This is a genomic window from Acidovorax sp. JHL-3 (genome assembly GCF_000526295.1).
In the GTDB taxonomy this organism is placed as follows: domain Bacteria; phylum Pseudomonadota; class Gammaproteobacteria; order Burkholderiales; family Burkholderiaceae_C; genus Acidovorax; species Acidovorax defluvii.
In genome coordinates this window covers 15,035-35,787 of record NZ_JAFU01000003.1, presented here as the reverse complement: position 1 = coordinate 35,787, position 20,753 = coordinate 15,035, and the positions used below count along the sequence as shown (strand labels likewise).

The window sequence follows — 20,753 nt, the reverse complement described above, 5'->3', positions numbered from 1 at the left end:
TAAACAATACATCATATGTAGTTTTTATCAAAATTTTGCCTTTACAACCTCGGTTTCAACCATGCGCCTGCCGTCTCTGAGAAATATCCCCTCGCTGGAGCCGTCCTCCCTGTCGCTTGTGACTGCGCAGGCCGTTGAAGAGTTGATGCGCGAGGGCGAGTCCTTGAACACGTTGGCCAGCTATCGCTCTGCGCTGCGCTATTGGGCTGCCTGGTTTGGCCTTCGGTACGGGCAAGGCATCACGCTACCGCTGCCTGCGAACGCCGTCCTGCAGTTCATCGTGGATCACGCACAGCGGACTACCACCGATGGCCTGGCTCACGAGCTACCGCCAGCAATTGACCAAGCGCTGGTGGATGCGGGATTCAAAGGCAAGCCAGGCCCAATGGCGCTCAATACCTTGATCCATCGGATTGCCGTGCTGTCCAAGGCGCATCAGCTCCGAGAGCTAAAAAATCCTTGCCAGGACCCCAAAGTCCGCGAGCTGCTGGCCAAGACTCGGCGGGCCTACGGCAAACGTGGCGCGCTTCCGCAGAAGAAAGATGCGCTGACCAAGGACCCATTGATGGCCATCCTCGACACCTGCGACGAATCACTCAAGGGCATCCGTGACCGCGCCCTCCTCCTCTTTGCCTGGGCATCGGGCGGGCGCCGCCGATCAGAAGTGACGGGGGCGACGATGAAGAATCTTCACCGGGTGGGGCCCAGCAGCTTCACCTACACCCTCGCCTATTCCAAAAGCAACCAGACTGCAGCGGATCGTCCGGAGAACGTGAAACCTCTGGCGGGCATTGCGGGCGAAGCGCTGCAGGCATGGTTAACAGCTTCGGGCATCGTGGACGGTGCAATATTCAGGCAGGTCAGGAAAGGCGGACACCTTGGAGAACCCCTCTCCCCTGCCGCCGTGCGAGATATTGTTCGCGAGCGCGCAAAACTTGCCGGGCTACCGGAGGTGTTTTCTGCGCACTCGCTGAGGTCAGGTTTTGTGACTGAAGCGGCAACCCAGAAGGTGCCATTGGCTGACACCATGGCGATGACGGGACATCGGAGCGTTGCCAGCGTTGTAGGGTACTACCGCCCTTCCAATGACAACCCAGCTGCGAAGATGTTGTGACGAACGTTATCGGCAGCCCTTCATACGGCTGCTTTGCAGCGGTTGCTGTCGGTCGCGGCCGTGACCTGAGTTCACGGTGCCTGGCACAAAGCTGTCATTGGCTCACCCAGCAGCGCGGCAGCATCGATGACCGGTATCGAGGGAGCTGCAGTCATGGTCTAGCACACGTCTCCCCATGAACGGGACGACCCTACGCCTACCTGCGCGATGTCATGGCACGCCTGCCCATGCAGCCCGCCACCCAGATCGGCGAGCTGCTGCCATACCGCTGGCAGTCAGCCTGACAGCGCATATTCAGATACACGACCGCGCCCCGCAGTCAAGATGGGATCGCCGCGCGATTACGGGCGTCCTACAACCCTTAACTTAAGTCGGCCTACAGGCGAACAGTTGCCCCTCGGTCCCATGCCCCACGGCTGCATGGAATCCAAGTTCCATACCTAGGCAATTTTCTGACTTACGCTATGCGCCAAACCCAGGAAGGTCGAGATCAGAGGAGCTTGATGCCGCTCCTTTCTACAGATGAAGTGCACCTGTGTCGCCATGCTGGTGTCTGAAATAGTTAACTTAACAAGGCGAGGATCTGGCCTGTAGGCTGTTTCCGCCACGACGCCTAGGCCCAGCCCCTCCGCCACCGCCTCTCGAACGGACTCGCGGCTGCCCATCTCCAGAGCCACCTGCACCTCGACGCCTCGCTCCTTTAGTTCTTGTTCAAACACGCGTCTGGTCGTCGATCCTTCCTCTCGGATGACGAACCTCTGACCCTGCAGATCACGCAGTTTGAGAGTGGCCCGTTGCGCGAGTGAGTGTTGGGTGTTGCCGAATATCACCAATCGCTGGGTACGGTAAGCCGCGCCAAATAGATCTGGGTGAGCGACGTGATTGAGCACCATGCCCACGTCTCCCTGGTAGTCAAGAATCTTTTCAGTGATGGTTCGCGAGTCGCCTACGCCAACAGCCACGTTGACCTGGGGGAACTGTTTCATGAACAGCTTCAACACGGGCAGCACGTTGTGCGGCCCGATGGCATGGATGACCAGTCGCCCTACGTATTGATTTTTCGCAGCAGCGAGCAGTGCGTGCGCATCTTCCTCGCCACTGAAGGTACGCCGGGTGTAGTCCAACAGAGTGCGTCCAAAGGACGTGAGTTCAAGCCGCCGCCCGCGCCGATGAAAAAGCTCCACGCCGAAGTCGACCTCCAGGCGCTGTATGTGTGAAGAAACAGTCGGTTGTTGAATAGCGAGCACTCTCGCGGCAGCGGTCATGCTGCCGGCTCGGGCCGTTGCGTCAAAGGCCTTCAAGGCTGCGAGGAGGCTGAGTCCAGACATTGATGTGATCTATGGGTGCCCTCATTTTTAGGGATGAAAGTTTCATATTCATGACACCTTGGTCACCCAGACTTGAGCTGTGCTTCCACTGAAGCTGTTTCTTCCAGAACCTCCTCTTTCCCGAGAGATACCTCTGACCACTTGAGTCCTGGTGTGCGTCTAGCGCACCACAACAAATGAAACCGAGCTATGAAAACTGCAATTCGCGAGAGCCATCTGAGCTTGCGGGGTATCACGGTGACCTATGCCGATGGTCACACAGCGCTTGCGCCCACCTCGCTGGAGGTACAGCATGGCGGGTTCCTTGTGCTGCTGGGCGCGTCGGGCGCGGGAAAGTCAACGCTGCTGCGCAGCATCAATGGCTTGGTTAGCCCCACAGACGGAGAGGTGTCGGTGGCCGATCTGCCGGGCGGCACCGTCTCAAAACGCAACCTTCTTGAGCATCGGCGCCACTGCGGCATGGTGTTCCAGCAGCACCACCTGATCGGGCGGCAAAGCGTGCTGGCCAATGTGTTGATGGGCAAGCTCGCCACCCGCGGATCTCTGGCGTCGTTGTGGCCTTGGAGCAAGGCTGACAAGCTGGAGGCGCTGGCGGCCATTGACCGCGTAGGCCTGCTTGAGAAAGCCCTAGCACGGGCAGACACCTTGTCTGGTGGGCAACAACAACGCATTGGCATTGCGCGTGCCTTGGTGCAAAAGCCCCGCCTGCTGCTGGCCGATGAGCCGGTGGCCAGCCTCGACCCGGCGACCGCGCAGAGTGTGTTGACCCTGCTTCACGACATCTGCAAGAAAGACCGACTCACGGCCATCGTGAGTCTGCATCAAGTCAACCTCGCGCGCATGTTCGCCGACCGCATTGTGGGCCTTCGCCAGGGCCAGGTGGTGTTCGACGGGACAGCAGCGCAGTTGACGGAAGAAGCCCAGTCTGCCCTGTACGCGAAGTCGTCACCTGCCAACATGGGCAGTCAATTTGATTCCCCCTCTCAATCCAAGGAGTTTTTACCGTGCTGAATCGTCGCCGTTTCCAATTTATCGCTGCCGTCACTTTGGCCGCCCTGTTGCCACTTGGCGCCCATGCCGAGGGCAAAAATCCTTCCAAGCTTCGCGTTGCACTGTTGCCGGACGAAAACGCCGCCACCATCATTCAGAACGCACAGCCTCTGAAGCGGTATCTGGAGCAGACCCTGAAGAAGGAAATCGAGGTCACGGTGACCACGGACTACTCGTCGATGATTGAAGCCATGCGCTTCGGCCGCATCGAGGTCGCCTACTTTGGACCGTTCTCTTACGTGCTTGCCAAGTCCAAGGCGCCCAACATTGAGCCATTTGCCGTTGGCGTGGAGCGCGGCTCGCCGACCTACCAGTCGGTTCTCATCGCCACGGCAGGCGGCCCGGTCAAGACCCTGGCTGACGTTCGTGGAAAGCCTTTTGGCTTTGGCGATCAGGCTTCGACGTCCAGTCACCTTGCACCGCGCGCGCACTTGCTTAAAAACCACCAACTGAACGGCGAGACTGACTACCGCCCCGTTCACCTGGGCACGCACGATGCCGTGGCCCGAGCTGTTCAGGCAGGGCAGGTTCCCGCCGGCGCTCTGTCAAAAACCATTCTGGACAACCTCATCGCAAAGGGCATGGTGGATGCCAACAAGATTGTGCAACTTGAACTGTCGGCACCCATTCCGAACTATCCCATTGCGATGCAAGGTAATCTCACGCCGGAGCTCAAGGAAGCCATCCGAGCCGCCTTTCTTCAGATGAAGGACGCCGAGATTCTCAAATCATTCCGTATCGAGGCCTTTGCCGCTACCGATGACAAGGCCTACGACATTCTTCGCGACACAGCACAGATTCTCAAGCTTGATCTGGGACGCATGAAATGACATCGGTAGCCTTGGAATCCATAGTTGCCATCGACGGACAGCAGCGACTCAAACGGCTGGGCGCCGCCTGTGTCGTTCTGTTCGTCTGTGTGGTGGCTTTGTATGTCACCGGCTTCTTTGACGCGCAGCGTTTCATCGAAGGCGGCCCAGCGATTCAGCAGTTGGCCTCAGAGATGGTGCCGCCGAATTTCGAGCGCTGGGAGCACTGGGTCATTCCATTGCGTGACACCTTAGCCATGTCGATCGCAGGCACGGCGCTGACCGTTCTGGCGTCGTTGCCGCTGGCCCTGGTGGCGGCGCCCAACACCGCGCCGAATGCGGTGGTTGGGCGAATCGTCAGAACCATCTTGGCTGCATTTCGGTCTGTGCCTGAAATCATCCTGGGCATTCTGTTCGTCGCGGCCGTGGGCTTTGGGGCATTGCCTGGTGTGCTGGCGTTGGCCCTGCATTCCACGGGCATGGTGGCCAAGTTCTACGCCGAAGCCATAGAGCACGTGGACCCGAAACCTCTGGAGGCCGCTAAGGCCGCGGGCGCAAGCCGGTTTCAGGTCATCACCCATGCTGTGTTACCGCAGGTTTTGCCCCAGTTGGCGGACATCACCATCTACCGATGGGAATATCACTTTCGCGCATCGGCAGTGATGGGCATCGTGGGTGCGGGCGGCATTGGCTTTGAACTCATGGCGGCTCTGCGCCTGATCAAGTACGACGAAGTCTCCGCCATTTTGCTGTCCATCCTCATATGCGTGCTCGTGGTCGACGGCATTGGGTCGGCGCTTCGCAAACATCTGAAATAGAAAGAGAGAGGAAGGTAATGATGCCGAAAATTGTGGTGACGCAGCCCATCCATGAAGCAGTTCTGGCGCGTCTTCGATCCGCCGGTGATGTAGTGATGAATCAAGGGCCTGAGCCCTGGAGCGAGGAAGAGCTTTACCTCCACCTGAAGGACGCCGACGCCATGATGGCGTTCATGCCTGACCGGGTAGATCAGCGAACCCTGTTGCACGCTCCCAGGCTCAAGACCATCGCTTGCGCCCTGAAGGGGTATGACAACTTTGACCTCAAGGCATGTGCGCAAGCCGGTGTCAGCGTGAGCTTCGTTCCTGACCTGCTCACAGAACCCACGGCAGAACTCGCCATTGGGCTGGCCATCGCCGCCGCGCGCCATGTGCTGGCAGGTGACGTCAGTGTTCGCAAGAGCTACGCAGGATGGCGTCCCCAGCTGTACGGAATGGGGTTGCACGGCTCGATAGTGGCGGTCGTCGGACTTGGCGCCGTTGGGCGGGCCATTGTGGACCGTCTCTGTGGCTTCGGGTGCGCTCAACTGCTGGGCGTGGACCCGCATGGTGATGACGAACGCCTGACCATGGTGAGCCTGGGTGAGGCCCTGTCGCAATCCGACTATGTCATTCTGGCCGTTCCGCTGCTGGACGTAACGCGTCACCTCGTCAATGACACCATGCTTGAAGGTGTTCGGCGGGGGCAGATCCTGGTCAACATTGGGCGAGGCTCGGTTGTGGACGAGGCTGCCGTGGCACGGGCGCTCAAGGACGAGCGCCTGGGTGCCTACGCCGCCGATGTGTACGAGATGGAAGACTGGCTGCTGGCAGACCGTCCACGCCAGATTCATCCGGAACTCTTGCAACACCCCTCCACGGTTTTCACACCCCACATTGGTTCGGCGGTGAAGAAGGTTCGCCGAGCCATCGAGTTGCAGGCTGCTGAAAATTTGCTCGTTGCGTTAAATGGTAATGAGCCGCTTGCACACTACGAGGCATCGCACTGAGCGGCTCATGTGGCAGCTTCGCACTGCTCGGTGCAGCCATGAGGTCACCACACCAGAGAATGCTTTTGGACGTTCTATGGTTCTGGCCGATCTAATTCTTTGAGAAGACCTTGGCTACGTGTTTCGGACCCGCGGGCCAACTGCGGATGCTCTTCGCAATGGTTCCGATAAGCCGTGCCGCCAAGTATCCGGGGTGGGATTCCCCCGGTTTCTCGGACGGTTTTCTGGGATCGTTGCCTACATCAACACCGACCGCAGCGGGTCGGGAGAACCAATTCATCCTTGGTGTGATCAGTTGCTCCTGCTACCTTGCCCGGCTCGCATCAATAGAGTGACCGGTCTGAGCAACAAAGCGGTCGCTTGAGACCCTGCTCGATCAATGACCAGTTGCGCAACACGCGAACTTCCAGGCGTTAGGTTCGAGTGTCGGAGATCAGCCTGAAACGGTCGGCCGCCCCGGCGCGTCGAAGGTCGGCGCCTGGCCGATTGCCAACGTCCAACCCTTTCGATCTACTGACCAGCTCTGGCCAGTATCACCATGACAGAGAGCGATACAGCTTCACAACCTGACCCATCGCCTCGTCGAATGGCGGCAATTCGCCATCAACGTCTGCCGCCAACTCCTGGTAGCCAGTGCGCGCCATGGATACGACCTCTTCCGATTCCATGGAGTGGATGTCCGGAACGATACCCTTGGAGCCGCAAGAAGCCACCAAAATCTCATGAATCTTGACGAGATCTTCAGCAGTAAGCGCAGGCCCGGACTCCCGCAATAGCCAGATGTCATAGACGTCTTGTCGGCGGTTTCTTCTTCGAACAGGCTGCTGAAGCAGCGAGCGCATCTTTTCAGCCAGCACGTTGTTCAGGGTGTAGGAATGGATGGTTGCCCCTCCATCCAACTCCAGCACCTCCACATCAAAAACAGCCTCATTGAAGCTGTAGTCAATTTCGACCACCTGAGGCGAAGTACCTGCCTCCAGGCGAGCCATCTGCCCTGCATTGCTCCGGTTCGCGAACCCGATTTTCAAGGCCAGGCTCTGGTGGGTCTTGTTCTCGCCCTTGGGTTCAACCTTGTGAGACTGCAAACGGCAAAGCGTGTCGTAAGAAAGTCGGTCCTCTGCAGTGACAAGCCCTTCCCGCAGCTCTGCCAAAAGCAGGTCGACACTTTCTGCCGTGTACTTGTCCCTGGTAGAAAAATCCAAGTCCCGGGTGTAGCGAGAGCTGGCATACCGTATGGCCAGCAGAAGTCCGCCCTTCATCACCATCTTGGCACTCAAATTCTGGGAATGGCCAATACCGTCGAGGATGGTGTGCACCGCCTCCCTGAAGCCCCGTTGGCCTTGTGGAGCTTGCGCCACCCACGCGTCAATTTCAACTTCGTTCATGAGTCCCCCGCATCGGTTTGCGACGCATCCAATGACGGAACGTTGACCGATAGCGCCCACCTTTCAGAAAAAACCGATGCGTACTCTGCCTGTGGGTCCAGCTTGCGGGAGCCTCCTCGTTGAACCTTGGACGCCCACGCATCAATGACTGGATCCGATAGACCACACACCGTTTCCAGCAGGTAGCCAGCCCGCGCCTGCTCAATCGACGTCCCGTGCTGGCCAACTTCGTCAATGATGAGTTTCAGATACTTGACCGCATATTCCCGGTAGGTGTCAACGACATGCTGTATCCCGCCGCACAGCTCCGGTTCGCGGAGCATGTCCAAGAAGGTTCGTCCCACCATTGCGACGCGAATGGATGGAGACTTGATCGTCTTAAAGGCACCACGATGCGAACGACGCACCAACTCAACCCGCATCCCATCAATGCGTTCGAACTTCTGAAACTTCAACGTGGGCAGCTTGGCCGCAAGGTATCCCTCCTTGCGCATCTTGAGGTCCTTGTCCATGCGTGCAGCCGCTTGCTCCTTCCACTCCCGTTCGGGTGGAGTGGACAGGTACAGAATTTTGGAAAAGCGGTCGGTGACGCCGTGGTACTCCATGGCGCTCAGATGACTGACGTATGCGAATGGGTCAACGGAGCAGGCCACTTCCATGGGGAGCGGCTTGTTGCGCCCAAAAAGCTGATAAACCGTGCCAGCCTTGAACTCCTTGGCCGGTGAAATCAAACCAAATGACGTCAAGACCCGGACAATTTCTGCATACAAAGACAGTGGAATCGGATCGCCTGTGGCTTGGGTCGCGGCCAAAACACCCAGCTCATACCCCGTGACGACAGGCCGCTCCCACACCCCCAACCGTTCTTGGATGGGTCTGATGTAGGCGTTCAAGGCCTCTGGCAACATCAAATTATCATTCACTTGTTAGCATCACTGTCCTTAGGACAGTGATGCTAACAAGTGGTACACGGCATGTAAAGAAGATTTTTACTATCATATGCTGGCATGAACTACAATGCGTCCTTAGGACGCATTGTAGTTCATGCCGTACCGCAAATACTGACACTGGGCACGCGAAGCAATTGCCCAAGAAACAAGATCGCGCTGCATTCAAAGCAACGGGGACAGTTTACGGAAAAACATGTCCTACGCTGAAGACGGGACCACCTAATTTGGCAACGCCGCCTGGGCGCGCTTGTTGTGTCGGTACTCCCAAGGGGCTACGGGATCCGGATCAGCCCAAAGACCTCGCTTGTCGGCCTGGGCTTGTCGCTCCAGCTCAAACAGCGCCGAATCTTTCGCATACCGGCGATAGACCCATGCCATGCCCAGCTCGACCATCTGGGCATTCACGCTGACCCCGAGACATAGACTGTCCCAATGACGCGCCCGTAACGATCCCTGCCAGCCTCTTCCACCGTCACCGATTGCCGAAAAACAAGCCCCGCCAGCGTCTGTCGGGCACGTGTACCGAATGCCTGCCGTTTCTCCGGGGCGTCGATCTGCGCCAGGCGCACGCGAATCGGCTGGCGGTCCACGAGCACGTCAATGGTGTCACCATCCAGAATAGCCACCACAGGCCCGACCAATTCCGCGCGGGCCAACGTAGTGAAGAGCAGCAGCGCAACTGCGCACCATGCCCGTGCTGCGTTAGCGACTCCTGCCCTTCTCGTTTTCATTCCTGATTCCTTGGTTGGTCGTCTCTGGATCGCGCCCGGGGTCACGGACAGCGCGCCCAACCGCCGCCTGCACTTCTCTGCGAAGCACTTCCCGTGCGGTCAATGGTTCCGGCATCCGCGCCACAAACCGCTCGATTTGAGCCGCGAGGTGCGCATTGCACTCTGCCAGGCTCATTCGCTGTGCCTCTCCTGCATTTGCAGCAGCGCCAGTTCCCGCCCGTCGCATTTGAGTATCGGGGGATCTTCCATCGTCCAGACGATTCCGTGAGTTCGCCCGCAAAAACACCGCAGCGCCTCTTTGGTCGCGTACCACATTGCCAGCGGGCCCCCATCGACTACCGCCACCACGATATGACCACGGCGCGGCTTGATGGCCCGGTCCACCAGGATCACGTCGTCGTCGAAGATGCCTTCATCACGCATGGAGTCCCCCCGCACGCGCAAGGTATAGGTGGCCTGGGGATGCAAGATGATGTGCTTGAGCACATCAATCCGCTCTGCCTGAAAATCCTCCGCCGGAGACGGAAACCCCGCGCGCACGCTCGTGTCTATCTCCAGGGCCGTCAGTCCGGAAACATAGGGCACGGGAGTGGAGCAGGAAGAGTGGAGAACCGGGTGCATGGGGGAAGCCAGGATCGGCAAAGGCGCCGCAAAGATAAATACTGTTGTTATGTCCAGTATATTCTCTGCTGCGGTTCCTAGGCCATACCCGACTGCGGCGGTGTGCCCATCTTTTAAGCACCGTGCTGCAAGCCAGCACTGGCGCAGGATGAGCGAGTTATCCCAGGAACTATCCACAGCAATGCCCCCGTGGATTGGGGACAACAACACACCACACAACGACAGGACTGGGCATGTGCAGCCACTACCAGGGCATCAAGCGACCCGAGACGTACCGGGAGATCTTCAAGGCCGAGCCTCCTTCCTCCCAAGGCAAGGAAGACATGTGGCCCTGCTACCAAGGCAGCTTCATCCGCAGACATCCGCATGCTGATGTGGGCGATGAAGCCGTCCCAGCCCATGAAGCCCTGATAGGACAATTCGGGCTGGTGCCGCACTGGGCTGAAGACCTGAAACTTGGCCGCCACACGTTTAATGCCCGATCCGAAACAGTGGCCACCAAGCCCAGCTTCCGGGACGCATGGCGCCAGGCCCGCCACTGCATCATCCCAGCCATGGCCATCTACGAGCCAGACTGGCGTTCGGGCAAAGCAATTGCCACACGGATCAGCCGTGCAGATGACCAACCTATGGGAATCGCCGGACTGTGGGACAAGTGGAAGTCCCCGGGTGGAGAGACCGTGCACAGCTTCACCATGCTGACCATCAACGCTGACCAGCATCCCTTGATGAACTTGTTCCACAAACCCACGGATGAGAAGCGCATGGTGGTGATTCTGGAACCGGAACAGTTCGAAGACTGGCTGCAAGCACCCGCGACCCGCAGCATGGAGTTCCTGCAGCCCTTTCCTGCTGGGGGCCTGCGGGCGGGATAGGTCCACGCGATCCTGAAGAGACTTTGGAGTACCTTGTCCCCCTCTCAACTCAGCAATGAACCAACCGTTTGAAATGAAACAGACCACGCTGTGGGCGCGCATGTTGCGCCTGACTGCAATCCTGGCACTGACCGTAACCAGCGCAGCCAATGCCCGGCTCCCCGTCTTTGAAGCCCTGGACAGTGCATCAGGACATCCGACCCGATTTGCCCAATGTCCCCAGTTCTTCGTGGATGGCAAACCACCCGCCATACCGGCAAGTCCCAAGCTGCGCGAGCTGTGCTACGAAGCGTTTGCAATCTTGCACAGCGGGGAGACCAGGACGCCGGTCTATGTGGCGCAGCGCCTGAACCGCCAAACCATTGAGGATGCCGACGAGAAGAGAGCGACCAAGTTCTTTGCCGACGCGCGCCTCCCCCGTGGCGAGCGGGCAGAACTGGAGGACTACAAGCGCTCGGGCTACTCCCGTGGCCACATGGCCCCGGCAGGAGACATGCCGACGCCGACAGCCATGGCCCAGAGCTTCAGCCTGGCCAACATGGTGCCGCAGGACATCCAGCACAACGGTGGTGCCTGGGCCAAGATCGAGCAGGACACTCGCCGGTATATCCGGCGGGCCAAGGGCGATGTGTTCGTGATCACCGGGCCGGTGTTCACCCCGGAGAGTCCCCGCATCGGTAACAACGGGGTCGGGGTTCCAGCCTACCTGTTCAAGCTCGTGTACGACCAGCACGACAACAGAGCCTGGGCGCATTGGCAGGAGAACCGGGAGGGGGAGCGGGTCGGCAGGCCCATCACCTACGAAGAGCTGGTGAAGCGCACGGGGGTTGAGTTCTTGCCAAGGCTTGTGGTTTCGCAACTGAACTGAGGAGTGATTTACTCCTCTTGTGAGTCACGCTCACAATGGGGCACCCCGCTCCGCCAACACAATGTCGATTGAAGGTTCCATTAACAGGTTCGCCGAGCAAGACCACAGTTGACTGAAAGCGCCTGTATGGACACACTCACAATGTTTCCATACGGGACTCTCAATGCTCGAAGGGCCGTCGATCTACACGCTTCCTATCTTCCGCAACACTAAAGTTGCTGCAGAGCAGGGCTCTCGACACATTCTGGTTGACCACCTGGTTAAGGGCGAACGAGTCAGGTACTGGCGAGAGCTACGCGCCTCGAAGTTGATCAAGTGGGAAACGTTCCCTAAGTTCCCTCTAGTTCTGAACGCCGATGGGTCGCCGTGGGCACCGGCCTGCCTGTGGTTGTTAGATAGAGCGCGAGCCAACCCTCTCAAAGCATCTTCGCTGAACCCCCTTGCACAGGGGCTGCGGGCATATTTGAGGTTCCTCGATGAGGTAGGGCTTGACTGGGACGATTTCTCTGCGGTGGACAAATATCTTCGTCCCACCTATCTCTATAAGAATCACCTTCAGGATTTGATCAACAGCGGCGCTATAAAGCGCAGTACTGCCAGCGGCCGTATGCAAACGGTGGTGAGTTTCTATCGGTTCCTCAAGGACACCGAAAGGATGGCCTTCTGGCCCCAGAACGCCCCTTGGGTTGACGCAGCCGTTGGTCTTGAGTACCGCGACACCCAGGGCTTCAAACAGGTGAAGGTGGTTCAGTCAACTGACTTATCAATCAAAGTTCCAAAGCGAGACTATGCCTGGGACCGCGGAATTCATGATGGAGGGAACTTGGTACCGCTATCTCAGAATGAGCAAAAGGTGTTGGTCCATGCGCTAAAGAAGCTCGGGAATCGCGAATATGAACTCATGCATCTGATCGCTCTCCTTACAGGCGCCCGGATTCAGACTGTTCTCACACTGCGTTGGGGTGACTTTGCAGTGCCGCCCAGCCAAGTCAACCAGTGGCCGTTTAAGCTCCGATGCGGGCCGGGGACCGGTATTGATACCAAGAACAACGCGACTGGCGTGTACCTCGCTGTGCCGCAGGACCTCTATAAATGGCTCCATACCTATGCGGTGTCCGAAAAAGCTCGGGCGAGGCGCGTCAAGTCCGACCATAAGGAGTCTCCTCAAAACTATTTGTTCCTCTCCAATCGGGGTGGCCCATATTACGAGTCGAAGGACGATCTCAACGCAGCGCGTAACTCCCATGAACTGCTGAAGCGCTCGTCCCCGACCGGGCAAAACCTCAGGAGCTTCATGACTGACTACCTCATCCCAGAGGTACGGAAGACTATTCCGAATTTCTCCTTCAAGTTCCATGACCTCAGGGCCTCCTACGGGGTCAACTGGGTTGATGCCGTTTTGCAGGGTGAAGACACCCACCAGCGCTACAACTGGGCTCGGGATCAACTGCGTAAACTCCTGTGGCATGCGAATGCAACCACGACCGATCGCTATCTCCAGTACCGCCAGCACATGCACCAACTTGAACAGGCCGATGTCGACTGGAACTTGCATCTGCTTGAAGAGGGTCGGCAGGGATTCATGTAAAACCCAGCAGAAACAGGCTTAAGTGCCTGTCCCCGTTGACTTTTTCGACTCTCTCTTCCCTGGACGACCGGCCTCTTCAACCGGGTTCGCAACCAAATTAGGGCCAGTCGCCGGCGTACTGAAGCGCTCAAGCATGCTGGCCACGACCTGCTCCTGGGCCGTGACGGATGACCTGGCCGTCGCCAGCGCCAGTTCCAGCTGTTGTTTGGCGGAAAGCAGCTCGTCGACCTTGGCCTGCAACTGCTCTTTGGAAGTGCTGAGCTGCTGGACGGCCGCGTCCTGCTCAACCAGGCGCCGGCCCAATTCCTCGGAGCGCCTTTGCGCAAACCCCAGTTCATCCTTGAGCGGCCGCAGGCCTCGCACCTCTTCCTGAGCCTGGTGCAGATCGCCCTGGGCGCGCGACAAATCGCCCAGGAGGCGTGCGTTTTCCTGAAGGGTATGGACGGCTTCCTGCTGCTTGGTGGCCAAGGTCTCGTTCACGGTGCGCAACTCGGCCTGCAGGTACTGCACCTGCTGTTCGTGCTTGCGCTGGTCCTGGTCGCGCTGCTCCTTTGTGGATTCCCGGAAATGCTCCAGCGCCTGGCGCGCGTGCTTGTGCTTTTCTTCCAGGGATTGGCGATGGCGCTCTTCGGCCGCGAGGCGCTCCTGCAGGTCGGCCACCTGCTGGACGAGCTGAGTGTTTTCCAGGGTCTTGCGGCTCAGAGCTTCGCTGGTTTTGCCGTGAGCGTTTTTTTCGTCGGCCAGGGCCCGCTGGGTTTGCTCCAGCTGCTGGCGCGTGGCCAGCGCCTCGGATTTCAGGGCCGCGACGGCTTGCTGCTGTTGGCTCAGCTGCTCGGCGTGCTTGGCCTGCGCCGTGGTGACCCGCTCTTCCGCTTCTTCATTGACGCGGGCGGCTAGGCGACCCACCAGGTCCTGGATTGCCTCGCTGACGGCTACGCGGCTGCCGGTGGCTGGCCCTTCCTCTTCCTCGATCTCCTTCAGGTAGCGATGGATCGTGGTTTTGGAGCCGCTGCCCAGCTCTTCGCGCACCGCATCGATGGACGGATTGCGCCCTGCGGCCAGCAATTTATCGCGGGCACGCAGCACTTCAGACTTGTAGATTCCGGCTCGGGCCATGGTTCACCTCGTTATTTTGTACTGTAGTATGTACCATGATATTACATACTATTTAAGAGGTCAATAAATCATAGATCTTAGTAAATATCACACTGGGTAATAGTGGATTATCCAATGTGAGGGTAATTTTTGATGGTTTCAGCCGTGGTAGCGGTATGGGGTCGGCCTAATGTGGCGTCATATGCGCTTATGACCGCGCGGAACAAAACTCGCGTCCCCGAAAAAGGTCCGCCCCGGCGAATTGACGGGATTATGCCCAAACAGACATAATTTAAGCGATGTCGAAGCAAACCCGCAAACCCGTCAAATGGGTCAGTTCCGCCAAGCGCGATCTGGATGCGATGCCGGACTATGTCAAAGACGTTTTTGGCCATGCCATCGACCTGGCGCAGGCCAGTGGCAAGCATCAGGATGCCAAGGTCATGACGGGTTTTGGTCGGCCGGCGTGTTGGAGGTGGTCGAGGACCCCCAGGGCGACACTCACCGGGCGTCTACACCGTCAAGTTCGCCGGCTGGGTCTATGTCCTGCACTGCTTTCAGAAGAAGTCCCAAAGCGGCATCGCCACGCCGAAACCGGATTGATCACCACCCGCCTGAAGGCCGAAGCAGGACTTCGAAGCTTGGCAGGCACAGCAAGGAGCACGCAAATGAGTGAACCCGCAAGCATCACCACCGAAGAAGGCAGCACCAATGTCTATGCCGACCTGGGCTACACCGACGCGGCCGAGATGCAGCGCAAGTCCCAGCTCGCCGGCGAGATCGCCCGAGCGATCAAGGCGCGCCGCTTGACGCAGGAAGATGCGGCTGCGCTGCTGGGGATCGACCAGTCCAAGGTTTCGCGCATCACGCGCGGCCAGTTTCGCGGCGTCAGCGAGGCCAAACTGTTGGAGCTGGTGGCCAGGCTGGGCCATGACGTGAAGATCGTGGTCGGCCCGGTGCGGCGCCGCGCCGGCAAGATCGAACTGCAGTTTGACTGATTGGCCTTTATCCGGGCCCTGCTGATTTGGGTGGAGGGAACTCCCCTCCATGTACCTCCGGCTTGAATGCTGCCAGCTTGGTCGCCAAAGACGTTTCGGCCTGTGTCCTGACCCTGAGCCATGCGCCCAAGGTGTCACGCAGACAGGTCTCACATAAATCCGCCTCAACCCGATTTCCGTCCCCAAAAATCGAGTCATAGCCCGCGTCGAAGCCGATCGACGTCATCTCGGCGAAGCCAAGCTCGCCACGCTCGGTCTCTTTGCCGCACCGGTCACATCGGATCTGATGCACCACGCTCACGGCCTCCATGGTTTTGAGTTGCATCGAATTCTCCTTACAAATAACTGCCTGCATCATCCTGCTGTCCCGCGAAGCATAACCGTGCCGGAATGGCACGCTTAGCCACGATGACGAGCACCATGATCATTCCCTCCGTGACATGCCTGCCGGGTCCCAAGTCATCGGCATTTGCATGAACAGCGTAAGCATGCGCACGCGCAAGTATGGTTTCTCCCTGCCTTGCTGATGTGTCTCGGCGGATGCCAGACTATCTACGAGGGCAAATATGACTGAAAGGCGGGCGGCCGACCAGGAGCTGTCGTGAAAGTTGATTATTCGAATTAGTTAGCCAAAGAGCCATTTCGCGACTGCCGCGCCAAACTGAGCGCAGAGGAACGGCGAACATCACAGTTCGCTGTGATTTCGTACCCATTCTTAAGCAGACCCAGGAATGCCATTATTCCGATTCAACCCAGTTGAGCCGGATGCGCGGGAATCTCGCTTATCTCAACGTGCTTGACTGCAAGGCGGCATTGCAACCGCGTGTCAGCGGCGTTTTCAAGCACGGCTTCTTAACCCTCAAGCACCAGGCTTTCGAGTTTCCGGATGCATATCGCTTCTGCGCAAGGCAAAACGCCAATAATGGGTGCTTCGATAGTGCTTGCAAATGCCCACCAGAATGAGCAGATTGCGGGAGAATCGAAGTTAGCCAGCAAAAGCGCCTCGAGGCACCTGAACTCAAATCACATGACCGCTGAAAAGGAATTTTCTACCAATGCGCACTGCAAAAAAATCAACTCTGACCTTCGTCTTATTGCTTGGAATGCCTGTTGGTTTGCTACTGGCGCAACAAGCCACTTTCACGTCAGCCTCCTTGACGCCAGATGCCGCTTTGAAGGCGGCACGGGCTGCGCTAGAGACTTGCCGAAAAAATGGCCATCAAGCTGCCGTATCGGTCAATGACCGTGCCGGCAACGCGCTCGTTATGCTTCGCGACCGTTTCGCCGGTCCACACACAGTCGATACGGCCATCAACAAAGCCTACACGGCCGTGACCTTCAAACTCGATACCACGAGTTTCACCCGTTCCACTCAAGGAGGTGAACCCGCATCTGGCGTGCGACACCTTCCCCGCATCGTGGCCATCGGCGGTGGCATTCCCATTGAATCGGCTGGCTCCATCGTGGGCGCCATTGGGGTTTCGGGCGCGCCGGGCGGGGATGCCGATGACGTCTGCGCCAAAGCGGGCATTGCTGCTATCCGCGACGAACTCGACTTTTGACTAGGCCGCACTCTCGTGCGGTCAGTGGTCAAGCTCCCTGCTGACGTTGCCAGCCTAACCCCGGCCATGGCCAGTATTCTTATGCATCCTGCAATAGACGAGAGTCGGTGGCTAGCCTACATACACCAGCTTGATAGAACACGCGTCAATCACTTAGGCCAAAAGTCAGGTTCGCAGCTACTTGGCTGTGGCAACGTGCGCAACAGGCGATCAAATCTGCTTTAGACGACGTTGAACAGCCGAAACGAGCGGCTGGATGGCGGAGTCCGGGAACGGCGCTACGCTGCTGACGTTGATTTCGCAAAGCACATAGCGCTCAGAGGCATCGGCGATAGATTCTCCGAACATGAAGTCGCAGTCCCAGAGGAACGGAAGTTGCTCGCGCGAAAGGCCGACGCGTGTGCGGAGCAACTCGACCCACTCAGTCTCCAGTCGTTCCTTCAAGAACTGGAACTGCGGCAGATTTGCGGCGTGGTACAGCCTCGGGCTGGACGGCGGTGCCGGCTCGTCAGGTTTGGCGGGGTAGAGCGCGTTCACCGACTGGTGCCCGAAGCCCTCGACCCGATCCTCCACCAGATAGGCGCGCACCATGCCTTCCACCAAGCGCGGTTGCCATGCCTGGTCGATCATGTGTCCGCCGTTCTCCGGCTCGAAGTACGGAGCCAGTCTTGCCAAGAGCGCTGGAATTTCCATCACCTCTTCGTCGCTGCCACGCTGGGCGTGGCGCACCCGCAGGCGCGCGGGTGTGGCCATGGGACCCACCAGTTGCACGCGCCAAACACCGTTCCCGCTCTGTCCCCGGTATTGCTTGAGTACCCGTGGGCCGTGGCGGAGTCGTTCTGGCAATTCCTCCTCGAGTTGTTTGAGGCTGTCGACTCGGCAAACGTCGCTGCCAAACGGGAGATCGCGCGTGTGGAACAAGACGTCCTTGGTTCCCAGCTTCAGGATGGCCTCCGGATGCGCGCTGACCACAATCCCCGAGTCGGCAACCCGCCGCAGCATGGCGTCCAGGACATCCCGTCGTCGTCCGCCTTCGATGGGATTGCACCAGACCAGCACGAGGCGGCAGTTGCGCAGCTGCGTCTCCACTTCTTCGGCGAAGTCGTCGTTGTACACGGCAGGGACCGCCGTCACGCCGGCGAGGGCGAAAGCATCAAACAACGCAGCAAACCGGCTCTCGGTCGGATCAGAGCGATCCCGCATGCGGCGATCGCCTGGATAAAGTAATGCGACGGTTGATGTAGGCAAGGGCAACTCCTCAGCGGCTCACACGCCAGCAAGCTGCCAGAGCAATTGAAGCGTATTTCATAAGGTCCTCATGGCATTCATAAGAGCTTCAGCAATGGATACCCCCACTGGGCCGAAGAGAGCCTCGACCAGCAAAGTATTCGCGTTTCTGGTCTGTTGACTCTTTTAATGTCGAGTTCAAGACATTACAGTATGATCATGACATGAGTTTGCTGTTCTTGCCACCCTGGTTGTTGCTGATTGTTTCACTGCCTACATCCGGCGCCACCGCGCGGACCCGCATTTGGCGGGCGTTGAAGTCGCTTGGCTGCATGGCATTACGGGACGGGGCGTATCTCCTACCAGCTGGTGAGGAACGCGAAGTGGCGCTGCAGGAACTGGCTGAGGAATGCCGGCGCGAGGGAGGCCACGCGTGGCTGATGGACGTGCAGCCGCGGTCCGTCGACGAAGCTGCAACCTACCGGCAGCTGTTTGACCGCAGCGACGATTACGCCGAGCTGTGCAAGTCCTGGAAGGAGGCGGGACGCACGCTCAGCGGGCTGGCGGGGTCCGAGGTCTCGCGCATGCAGCGCAGGCTGCAGCGCGAGCGCGACATGGTGCGGGCCATTGACTTCTTCCCCGGCGACGCGAGCCTGGAGGCAGAGGCGGCCTGGACGGAGTTCACCCAACGCATCGAGCGGGTGTTGTCGCCAGACGAGCCTCACGAAACGGCAGGCGGCATTGCCAGGCTGGATGCGAGCAGCTACCAAGGCCGGACGTGGGCCACGCGACGTCGGCCCTGGGTGGACCGCGTTGCCAGCGCATGGTTGATTCAGCGCTTCATCGACCGCGATGCGCGTTTTCAGTGGCTGTCCCAGCCGTCAGATTGCCCGAAAGGCGCACTCGGTTTCGATTTCGACGGCGCGGCGTTTACGCACGTGGGCGAGCGGGTGACCTTCGAGACGCTAATGGCTAGCTTCGACCTGGAGCAGGATGCTGCGCTCATGCGCGTCGCCGCGCTTGTACACCAGCTCGACGTGGGCGGCGAACCGGTCGCCGAGGCTGCAGGCTTCGAGGCCGTGCTGGCAGGCGCGCATCAACGCCTGGACGAGGACGACGCGCTGCTGGCGGAGATGAGCAAAATGCTCGACTCCCTGTACGCGTACTTTCAACAAGCTGGCGGTCGCCCAGGATGACCCAGATGATCCGCCCAGCCCCCCGCACATTGGTGAGCTTCGCGCCAAGTTACCCCGAGCCACACCTGGAACCCACCCAACTGCCGATAGCGACTTTGATTCAACCAACCACCTGTTATAACGCCATGACACTTTTCCTGACCGGCTTGCGCGCCGCTTCGATCATCCGTCCCAACCTCAACTCTGAACCGGGGGCAGCATGAGTGCGCAGACGACCACCGGCGCTGCCGGCCCCGAGGCCGTGCCTCCGACGCTGACGTACTTTCAGCTTTTCATGCGGTTTCTCAAATTCGGCTTCCTTGCCTGGGGAGGCCCGGTGGCGCAGGTCGCCATGCTGCGCCGGGAACTGGTGAACGAGGAACGATGGATTTCCAGCGAACGCTTCAACCGCTTGCTGGCCGTGATGCAGGTGCTGCCCGGACCCGAGGCGCACGAGCTGTGCGTGCATCTGGGCATGCGTGCGAAGGGGCGGCTGGGCGGGGTGCTGGCCGGTCTCGCATTCATGCTCCCGGGATTCCTGTTGATGCTGGCGCTGTCATGGCTTTACTTCCGGATGGACATCGCTGGCACGGCACTGGGCGCCGCGTTCCTTGGTGTACAGGCAGCAGTGATCGCCCTGATCGTACGGGCGGTGCACCGGATCGGCGAGCACATCCTGGTGGACCGTTGGCTGTGGGCCATCGCCATCGTGGCCGCACTCGCCTCCGCCGCCGGCGTGGCCTTCTGGATCACCCTGCCAGCCGCCGGCGGCGTCTATGCCTTGTGGATGCTCAAGCGTGGCAGGCTCGCCCTCCTGGTCGCTGCCGGCGCGGTGGCGCTGGCCGCCGCGATGGCGCTCTGGGCGCCGCGCGCACAGCCGCTGGTGGAGGCGGTCGTCCAGGGCGAGGCTTCGCTGCTGCTCATCTTCGTCGCCGGGTTGAAGGCGGGCCTGCTCACCTTCGGCGGTGCCTACACGGCGATCCCGTTCATCCGCAATGACGCGGTCGGCCGCGGCTGGATCACCGACGGCCAGTTCCTCGACGGCCTGGCCTTGTCTGGGGTGCTGCCCGCGCCGCTCATCATCTTCGCCACTTTCGTTGGCTATGTTGCCGGCGGGCCGCTCGGTGCGCTGGTCATGACCGCCGGCGTCTTTCTTCCCGCGTTTGCCTTCTCGCTGATCTTCTACGACCGGCTCGAGGCAGTGCTAGAGGTCAAGGAGATGCACGCCTTCCTCGACGGCGTCGCCGCCGGGGTGGTCGGCCTAATCGCCGCGACCACGGTTGACCTGGCGTTCGTCACCGCCGCGCGTGTGCCGTCGTTGGCGGTGGCCGTATCGATCTTTGTCGCGGCCTTGGCCTTCCTGTATGCCTGGAAGAACAAGCTCAACATCGCAGTCGCGATCATCGGGGCCGGAGTCGCGGGTTGGCTGCTGATGCCGAGCGGCGCGTGAGCCAGCAGGGTATGCAGCCTGTTGCTTGCCCTCGCTCAGCGCGCTGCGTCGCGTTAAAGGTCGCTCCGATCAAGAAAAGTCGCGCCAGCGGAGGCCTCGGCTCAACCCGCCTAGACGGAC

At 59.4% G+C, this 20,753-nt stretch carries 21 protein-coding genes and 2 pseudogenes; 14 read left to right on the top strand and 9 right to left on the bottom strand.

What is annotated here, in order from left to right:
• The first annotated feature begins 61 nt into the window (after positions 1-61).
• Positions 62-1,114, top strand: a complete 1,053-nt coding sequence (locus tag K226_RS0115010; protein WP_024815580.1) for a site-specific integrase — start codon at positions 62-64, stop codon at positions 1,112-1,114.
• Between the two features lie 188 nt (positions 1,115-1,302).
• A pseudogene (locus K226_RS19615) lies at positions 1,303-1,398 on the top strand (transposase domain-containing protein); the annotation flags it as partial.
• A 156-nt stretch (positions 1,399-1,554) separates the two neighbouring features.
• Here K226_RS19615 and K226_RS0115005 read toward each other — a convergent pair.
• Positions 1,555-2,415: a LysR substrate-binding domain-containing protein gene (locus K226_RS0115005; RefSeq protein ID WP_238324271.1), complete on the bottom strand. Its 861-nt coding sequence runs from the start codon at positions 2,413-2,415 to the stop codon at positions 1,555-1,557.
• A 216-nt stretch (positions 2,416-2,631) separates the two neighbouring features.
• Between K226_RS0115005 and phnC the strand changes: the two genes are divergently transcribed.
• Genes phnC through K226_RS0114985 form a run of 4 tightly spaced genes read left to right on the top strand, consistent with a single transcriptional unit; the run spans position 2,632 to position 6,108 of the window.
• Positions 2,632-3,453 (top strand): phosphonate ABC transporter ATP-binding protein, encoded by an 822-nt coding sequence (gene phnC, locus K226_RS0115000; protein WP_035242057.1) that lies wholly within the window; start codon positions 2,632-2,634, stop codon positions 3,451-3,453.
• A complete protein-coding gene (gene phnD / locus K226_RS0114995) occupies positions 3,447-4,322 on the top strand; it encodes a phosphate/phosphite/phosphonate ABC transporter substrate-binding protein (protein WP_024815577.1) in 876 nt (291 codons plus the stop codon). Before phnC ends, phnD begins: the two co-directional genes overlap by 7 nt.
• On the top strand, positions 4,319-5,119 hold the full coding sequence (gene phnE, locus K226_RS0114990; protein WP_008903165.1) for a phosphonate ABC transporter, permease protein PhnE: 801 nt from the start codon (positions 4,319-4,321) through the stop codon (positions 5,117-5,119). Before phnD ends, phnE begins: the two co-directional genes overlap by 4 nt.
• A gap of 17 nt (positions 5,120-5,136) precedes the next feature.
• Positions 5,137-6,108 carry a phosphonate dehydrogenase gene (locus K226_RS0114985; RefSeq protein ID WP_024815576.1) on the top strand — a complete coding sequence of 324 codons (972 nt, stop codon included), beginning with the start codon at positions 5,137-5,139 and terminating at the stop codon, positions 6,106-6,108.
• Between the two features lie 533 nt (positions 6,109-6,641).
• Here the strand turns inward: K226_RS0114985 and K226_RS0114980 are convergent.
• The 5 genes from K226_RS0114980 to K226_RS19070 all read right to left on the bottom strand — a co-directional run bounded on the left by K226_RS0114980 (position 6,642) and on the right by K226_RS19070 (position 9,759).
• Positions 6,642-7,493 (bottom strand): nucleotidyl transferase AbiEii/AbiGii toxin family protein, encoded by an 852-nt coding sequence (locus K226_RS0114980; protein ID WP_024815575.1) that lies wholly within the window; start codon positions 7,491-7,493, stop codon positions 6,642-6,644.
• Positions 7,490-8,386, bottom strand: a complete 897-nt coding sequence (locus tag K226_RS0114975; RefSeq protein ID WP_238324270.1) for a hypothetical protein — start codon at positions 8,384-8,386, stop codon at positions 7,490-7,492. Before K226_RS0114975 ends, K226_RS0114980 begins: the two co-directional genes overlap by 4 nt.
• A gap of 276 nt (positions 8,387-8,662) precedes the next feature.
• Positions 8,663-8,821 (bottom strand): thermonuclease family protein, encoded by a 159-nt coding sequence (locus K226_RS20455; protein WP_369795479.1) that lies wholly within the window; start codon positions 8,819-8,821, stop codon positions 8,663-8,665.
• 23 nt (positions 8,822-8,844) lie between these two features.
• Positions 8,845-9,174: a thermonuclease family protein gene (locus tag K226_RS20450; protein WP_369795476.1), complete on the bottom strand. Its 330-nt coding sequence runs from the start codon at positions 9,172-9,174 to the stop codon at positions 8,845-8,847.
• 171 nt (positions 9,175-9,345) lie between these two features.
• Positions 9,346-9,759 (bottom strand): LexA family transcriptional regulator, encoded by a 414-nt coding sequence (locus K226_RS19070; protein ID WP_236748872.1) that lies wholly within the window; start codon positions 9,757-9,759, stop codon positions 9,346-9,348.
• 269 nt (positions 9,760-10,028) lie between these two features.
• Here K226_RS19070 and K226_RS0114960 point away from each other — a divergent pair, with 269 nt between their 5' ends.
• The 3 genes from K226_RS0114960 (at position 10,029) to K226_RS0114950 (ending at position 13,126) form a co-directional block, all read left to right on the top strand.
• Positions 10,029-10,670, top strand: coding sequence for an SOS response-associated peptidase (locus K226_RS0114960; RefSeq protein WP_024815572.1), 642 nt, complete (start codon positions 10,029-10,031; stop codon positions 10,668-10,670).
• Positions 10,671-10,743: 73 nt separating this feature from the next.
• Complete coding sequence (locus K226_RS0114955) at positions 10,744-11,538, top strand: DNA/RNA non-specific endonuclease (RefSeq protein ID WP_081739433.1); 795 nt, start codon at positions 10,744-10,746, stop codon at positions 11,536-11,538.
• A gap of 163 nt (positions 11,539-11,701) precedes the next feature.
• Positions 11,702-13,126, top strand: coding sequence for a tyrosine-type recombinase/integrase (locus K226_RS0114950; protein ID WP_024815570.1), 1,425 nt, complete (start codon positions 11,702-11,704; stop codon positions 13,124-13,126).
• A gap of 18 nt (positions 13,127-13,144) precedes the next feature.
• On the opposite strand, the gene K226_RS0114945 is transcribed toward K226_RS0114950, so the two are convergent.
• On the bottom strand, positions 13,145-14,242 hold the full coding sequence (locus K226_RS0114945) for a DNA-binding protein (RefSeq protein ID WP_024815569.1): 1,098 nt from the start codon (positions 14,240-14,242) through the stop codon (positions 13,145-13,147).
• A 278-nt stretch (positions 14,243-14,520) separates the two neighbouring features.
• On the opposite strand from K226_RS0114945, the pseudogene K226_RS19610 reads away from it, so the two are divergent.
• Both K226_RS19610 and K226_RS0114940 read left to right on the top strand, forming a co-directional pair.
• Positions 14,521-14,824 (top strand): annotated as a pseudogene (locus K226_RS19610) (type II toxin-antitoxin system RelE/ParE family toxin).
• A gap of 65 nt (positions 14,825-14,889) precedes the next feature.
• The gene (locus K226_RS0114940) at positions 14,890-15,219 is read left to right on the top strand and encodes a helix-turn-helix domain-containing protein (RefSeq protein WP_024815568.1); all 330 of its coding nucleotides are present in this window, start codon (positions 14,890-14,892) and stop codon (positions 15,217-15,219) included.
• A 7-nt stretch (positions 15,220-15,226) separates the two neighbouring features.
• On the opposite strand, the gene K226_RS19065 is transcribed toward K226_RS0114940, so the two are convergent.
• Complete coding sequence (locus K226_RS19065) at positions 15,227-15,544, bottom strand: hypothetical protein (RefSeq protein WP_024815567.1); 318 nt, start codon at positions 15,542-15,544, stop codon at positions 15,227-15,229.
• A gap of 730 nt (positions 15,545-16,274) precedes the next feature.
• Here K226_RS19065 and K226_RS0114930 point away from each other — a divergent pair.
• Entirely contained in the window at positions 16,275-16,781 is a 507-nt protein-coding gene (locus tag K226_RS0114930) for a heme-binding protein (RefSeq protein WP_024815566.1), read from the top strand.
• Positions 16,782-16,991: 210 nt separating this feature from the next.
• Here the strand turns inward: K226_RS0114930 and K226_RS0114925 are convergent, their stop codons facing one another.
• Positions 16,992-18,029 (bottom strand): Cj0069 family protein, encoded by a 1,038-nt coding sequence (locus tag K226_RS0114925; protein WP_230305084.1) that lies wholly within the window; start codon positions 18,027-18,029, stop codon positions 16,992-16,994.
• Positions 18,030-18,232: 203 nt separating this feature from the next.
• On the opposite strand from K226_RS0114925, the gene K226_RS0114920 reads away from it, so the two are divergent.
• Positions 18,233-19,204 carry a chromate resistance protein ChrB domain-containing protein gene (locus K226_RS0114920; RefSeq protein ID WP_024815564.1) on the top strand — a complete coding sequence of 324 codons (972 nt, stop codon included), beginning with the start codon at positions 18,233-18,235 and terminating at the stop codon, positions 19,202-19,204.
• A gap of 199 nt (positions 19,205-19,403) precedes the next feature.
• Positions 19,404-20,633 carry a chromate transporter gene (locus tag K226_RS0114915; protein WP_051463546.1) on the top strand — a complete coding sequence of 410 codons (1,230 nt, stop codon included), beginning with the start codon at positions 19,404-19,406 and terminating at the stop codon, positions 20,631-20,633.
• The last annotated feature ends 120 nt before the right edge of the window (positions 20,634-20,753 follow it).

Excerpts from the sequence above, each read along its gene's own strand:
- K226_RS19065 (WP_024815567.1), bottom strand. The coding sequence starts at position 15,544 with ATGCAACTCAAAACCATGGAGGCCGTGAGCGTGGTGCATCAGATCCGA.
- K226_RS0114950 (WP_024815570.1), top strand. The coding sequence starts at position 11,702 with ATGCTCGAAGGGCCGTCGATCTACACGCTTCCTATCTTCCGCAACACT.
- K226_RS0114985 (WP_024815576.1), top strand. The coding sequence starts at position 5,137 with ATGATGCCGAAAATTGTGGTGACGCAGCCCATCCATGAAGCAGTTCTG.
- K226_RS0114945 (WP_024815569.1), bottom strand. The coding sequence starts at position 14,242 with ATGGCCCGAGCCGGAATCTACAAGTCTGAAGTGCTGCGTGCCCGCGAT.
- K226_RS0115010 (WP_024815580.1), top strand. The coding sequence starts at position 62 with ATGCGCCTGCCGTCTCTGAGAAATATCCCCTCGCTGGAGCCGTCCTCC.
- phnC (WP_035242057.1), top strand. The coding sequence starts at position 2,632 with ATGAAAACTGCAATTCGCGAGAGCCATCTGAGCTTGCGGGGTATCACG.
- K226_RS0114915 (WP_051463546.1), top strand. The coding sequence starts at position 19,404 with ATGAGTGCGCAGACGACCACCGGCGCTGCCGGCCCCGAGGCCGTGCCT.
- K226_RS0114960 (WP_024815572.1), top strand. The coding sequence starts at position 10,029 with ATGTGCAGCCACTACCAGGGCATCAAGCGACCCGAGACGTACCGGGAG.
- K226_RS0114955 (WP_081739433.1), top strand. The coding sequence starts at position 10,744 with ATGAAACAGACCACGCTGTGGGCGCGCATGTTGCGCCTGACTGCAATC.
- K226_RS0114940 (WP_024815568.1), top strand. The coding sequence starts at position 14,890 with ATGAGTGAACCCGCAAGCATCACCACCGAAGAAGGCAGCACCAATGTC.
- K226_RS0114920 (WP_024815564.1), top strand. The coding sequence starts at position 18,233 with ATGAGTTTGCTGTTCTTGCCACCCTGGTTGTTGCTGATTGTTTCACTG.
- phnE (WP_008903165.1), top strand. The coding sequence starts at position 4,319 with ATGACATCGGTAGCCTTGGAATCCATAGTTGCCATCGACGGACAGCAG.
- K226_RS20455 (WP_369795479.1), bottom strand. The coding sequence starts at position 8,821 with ATGGCATGGGTCTATCGCCGGTATGCGAAAGATTCGGCGCTGTTTGAG.
- K226_RS0114930 (WP_024815566.1), top strand. The coding sequence starts at position 16,275 with ATGCGCACTGCAAAAAAATCAACTCTGACCTTCGTCTTATTGCTTGGA.
- K226_RS20450 (WP_369795476.1), bottom strand. The coding sequence starts at position 9,174 with ATGAAAACGAGAAGGGCAGGAGTCGCTAACGCAGCACGGGCATGGTGC.
- K226_RS0114980 (WP_024815575.1), bottom strand. The coding sequence starts at position 7,493 with ATGAACGAAGTTGAAATTGACGCGTGGGTGGCGCAAGCTCCACAAGGC.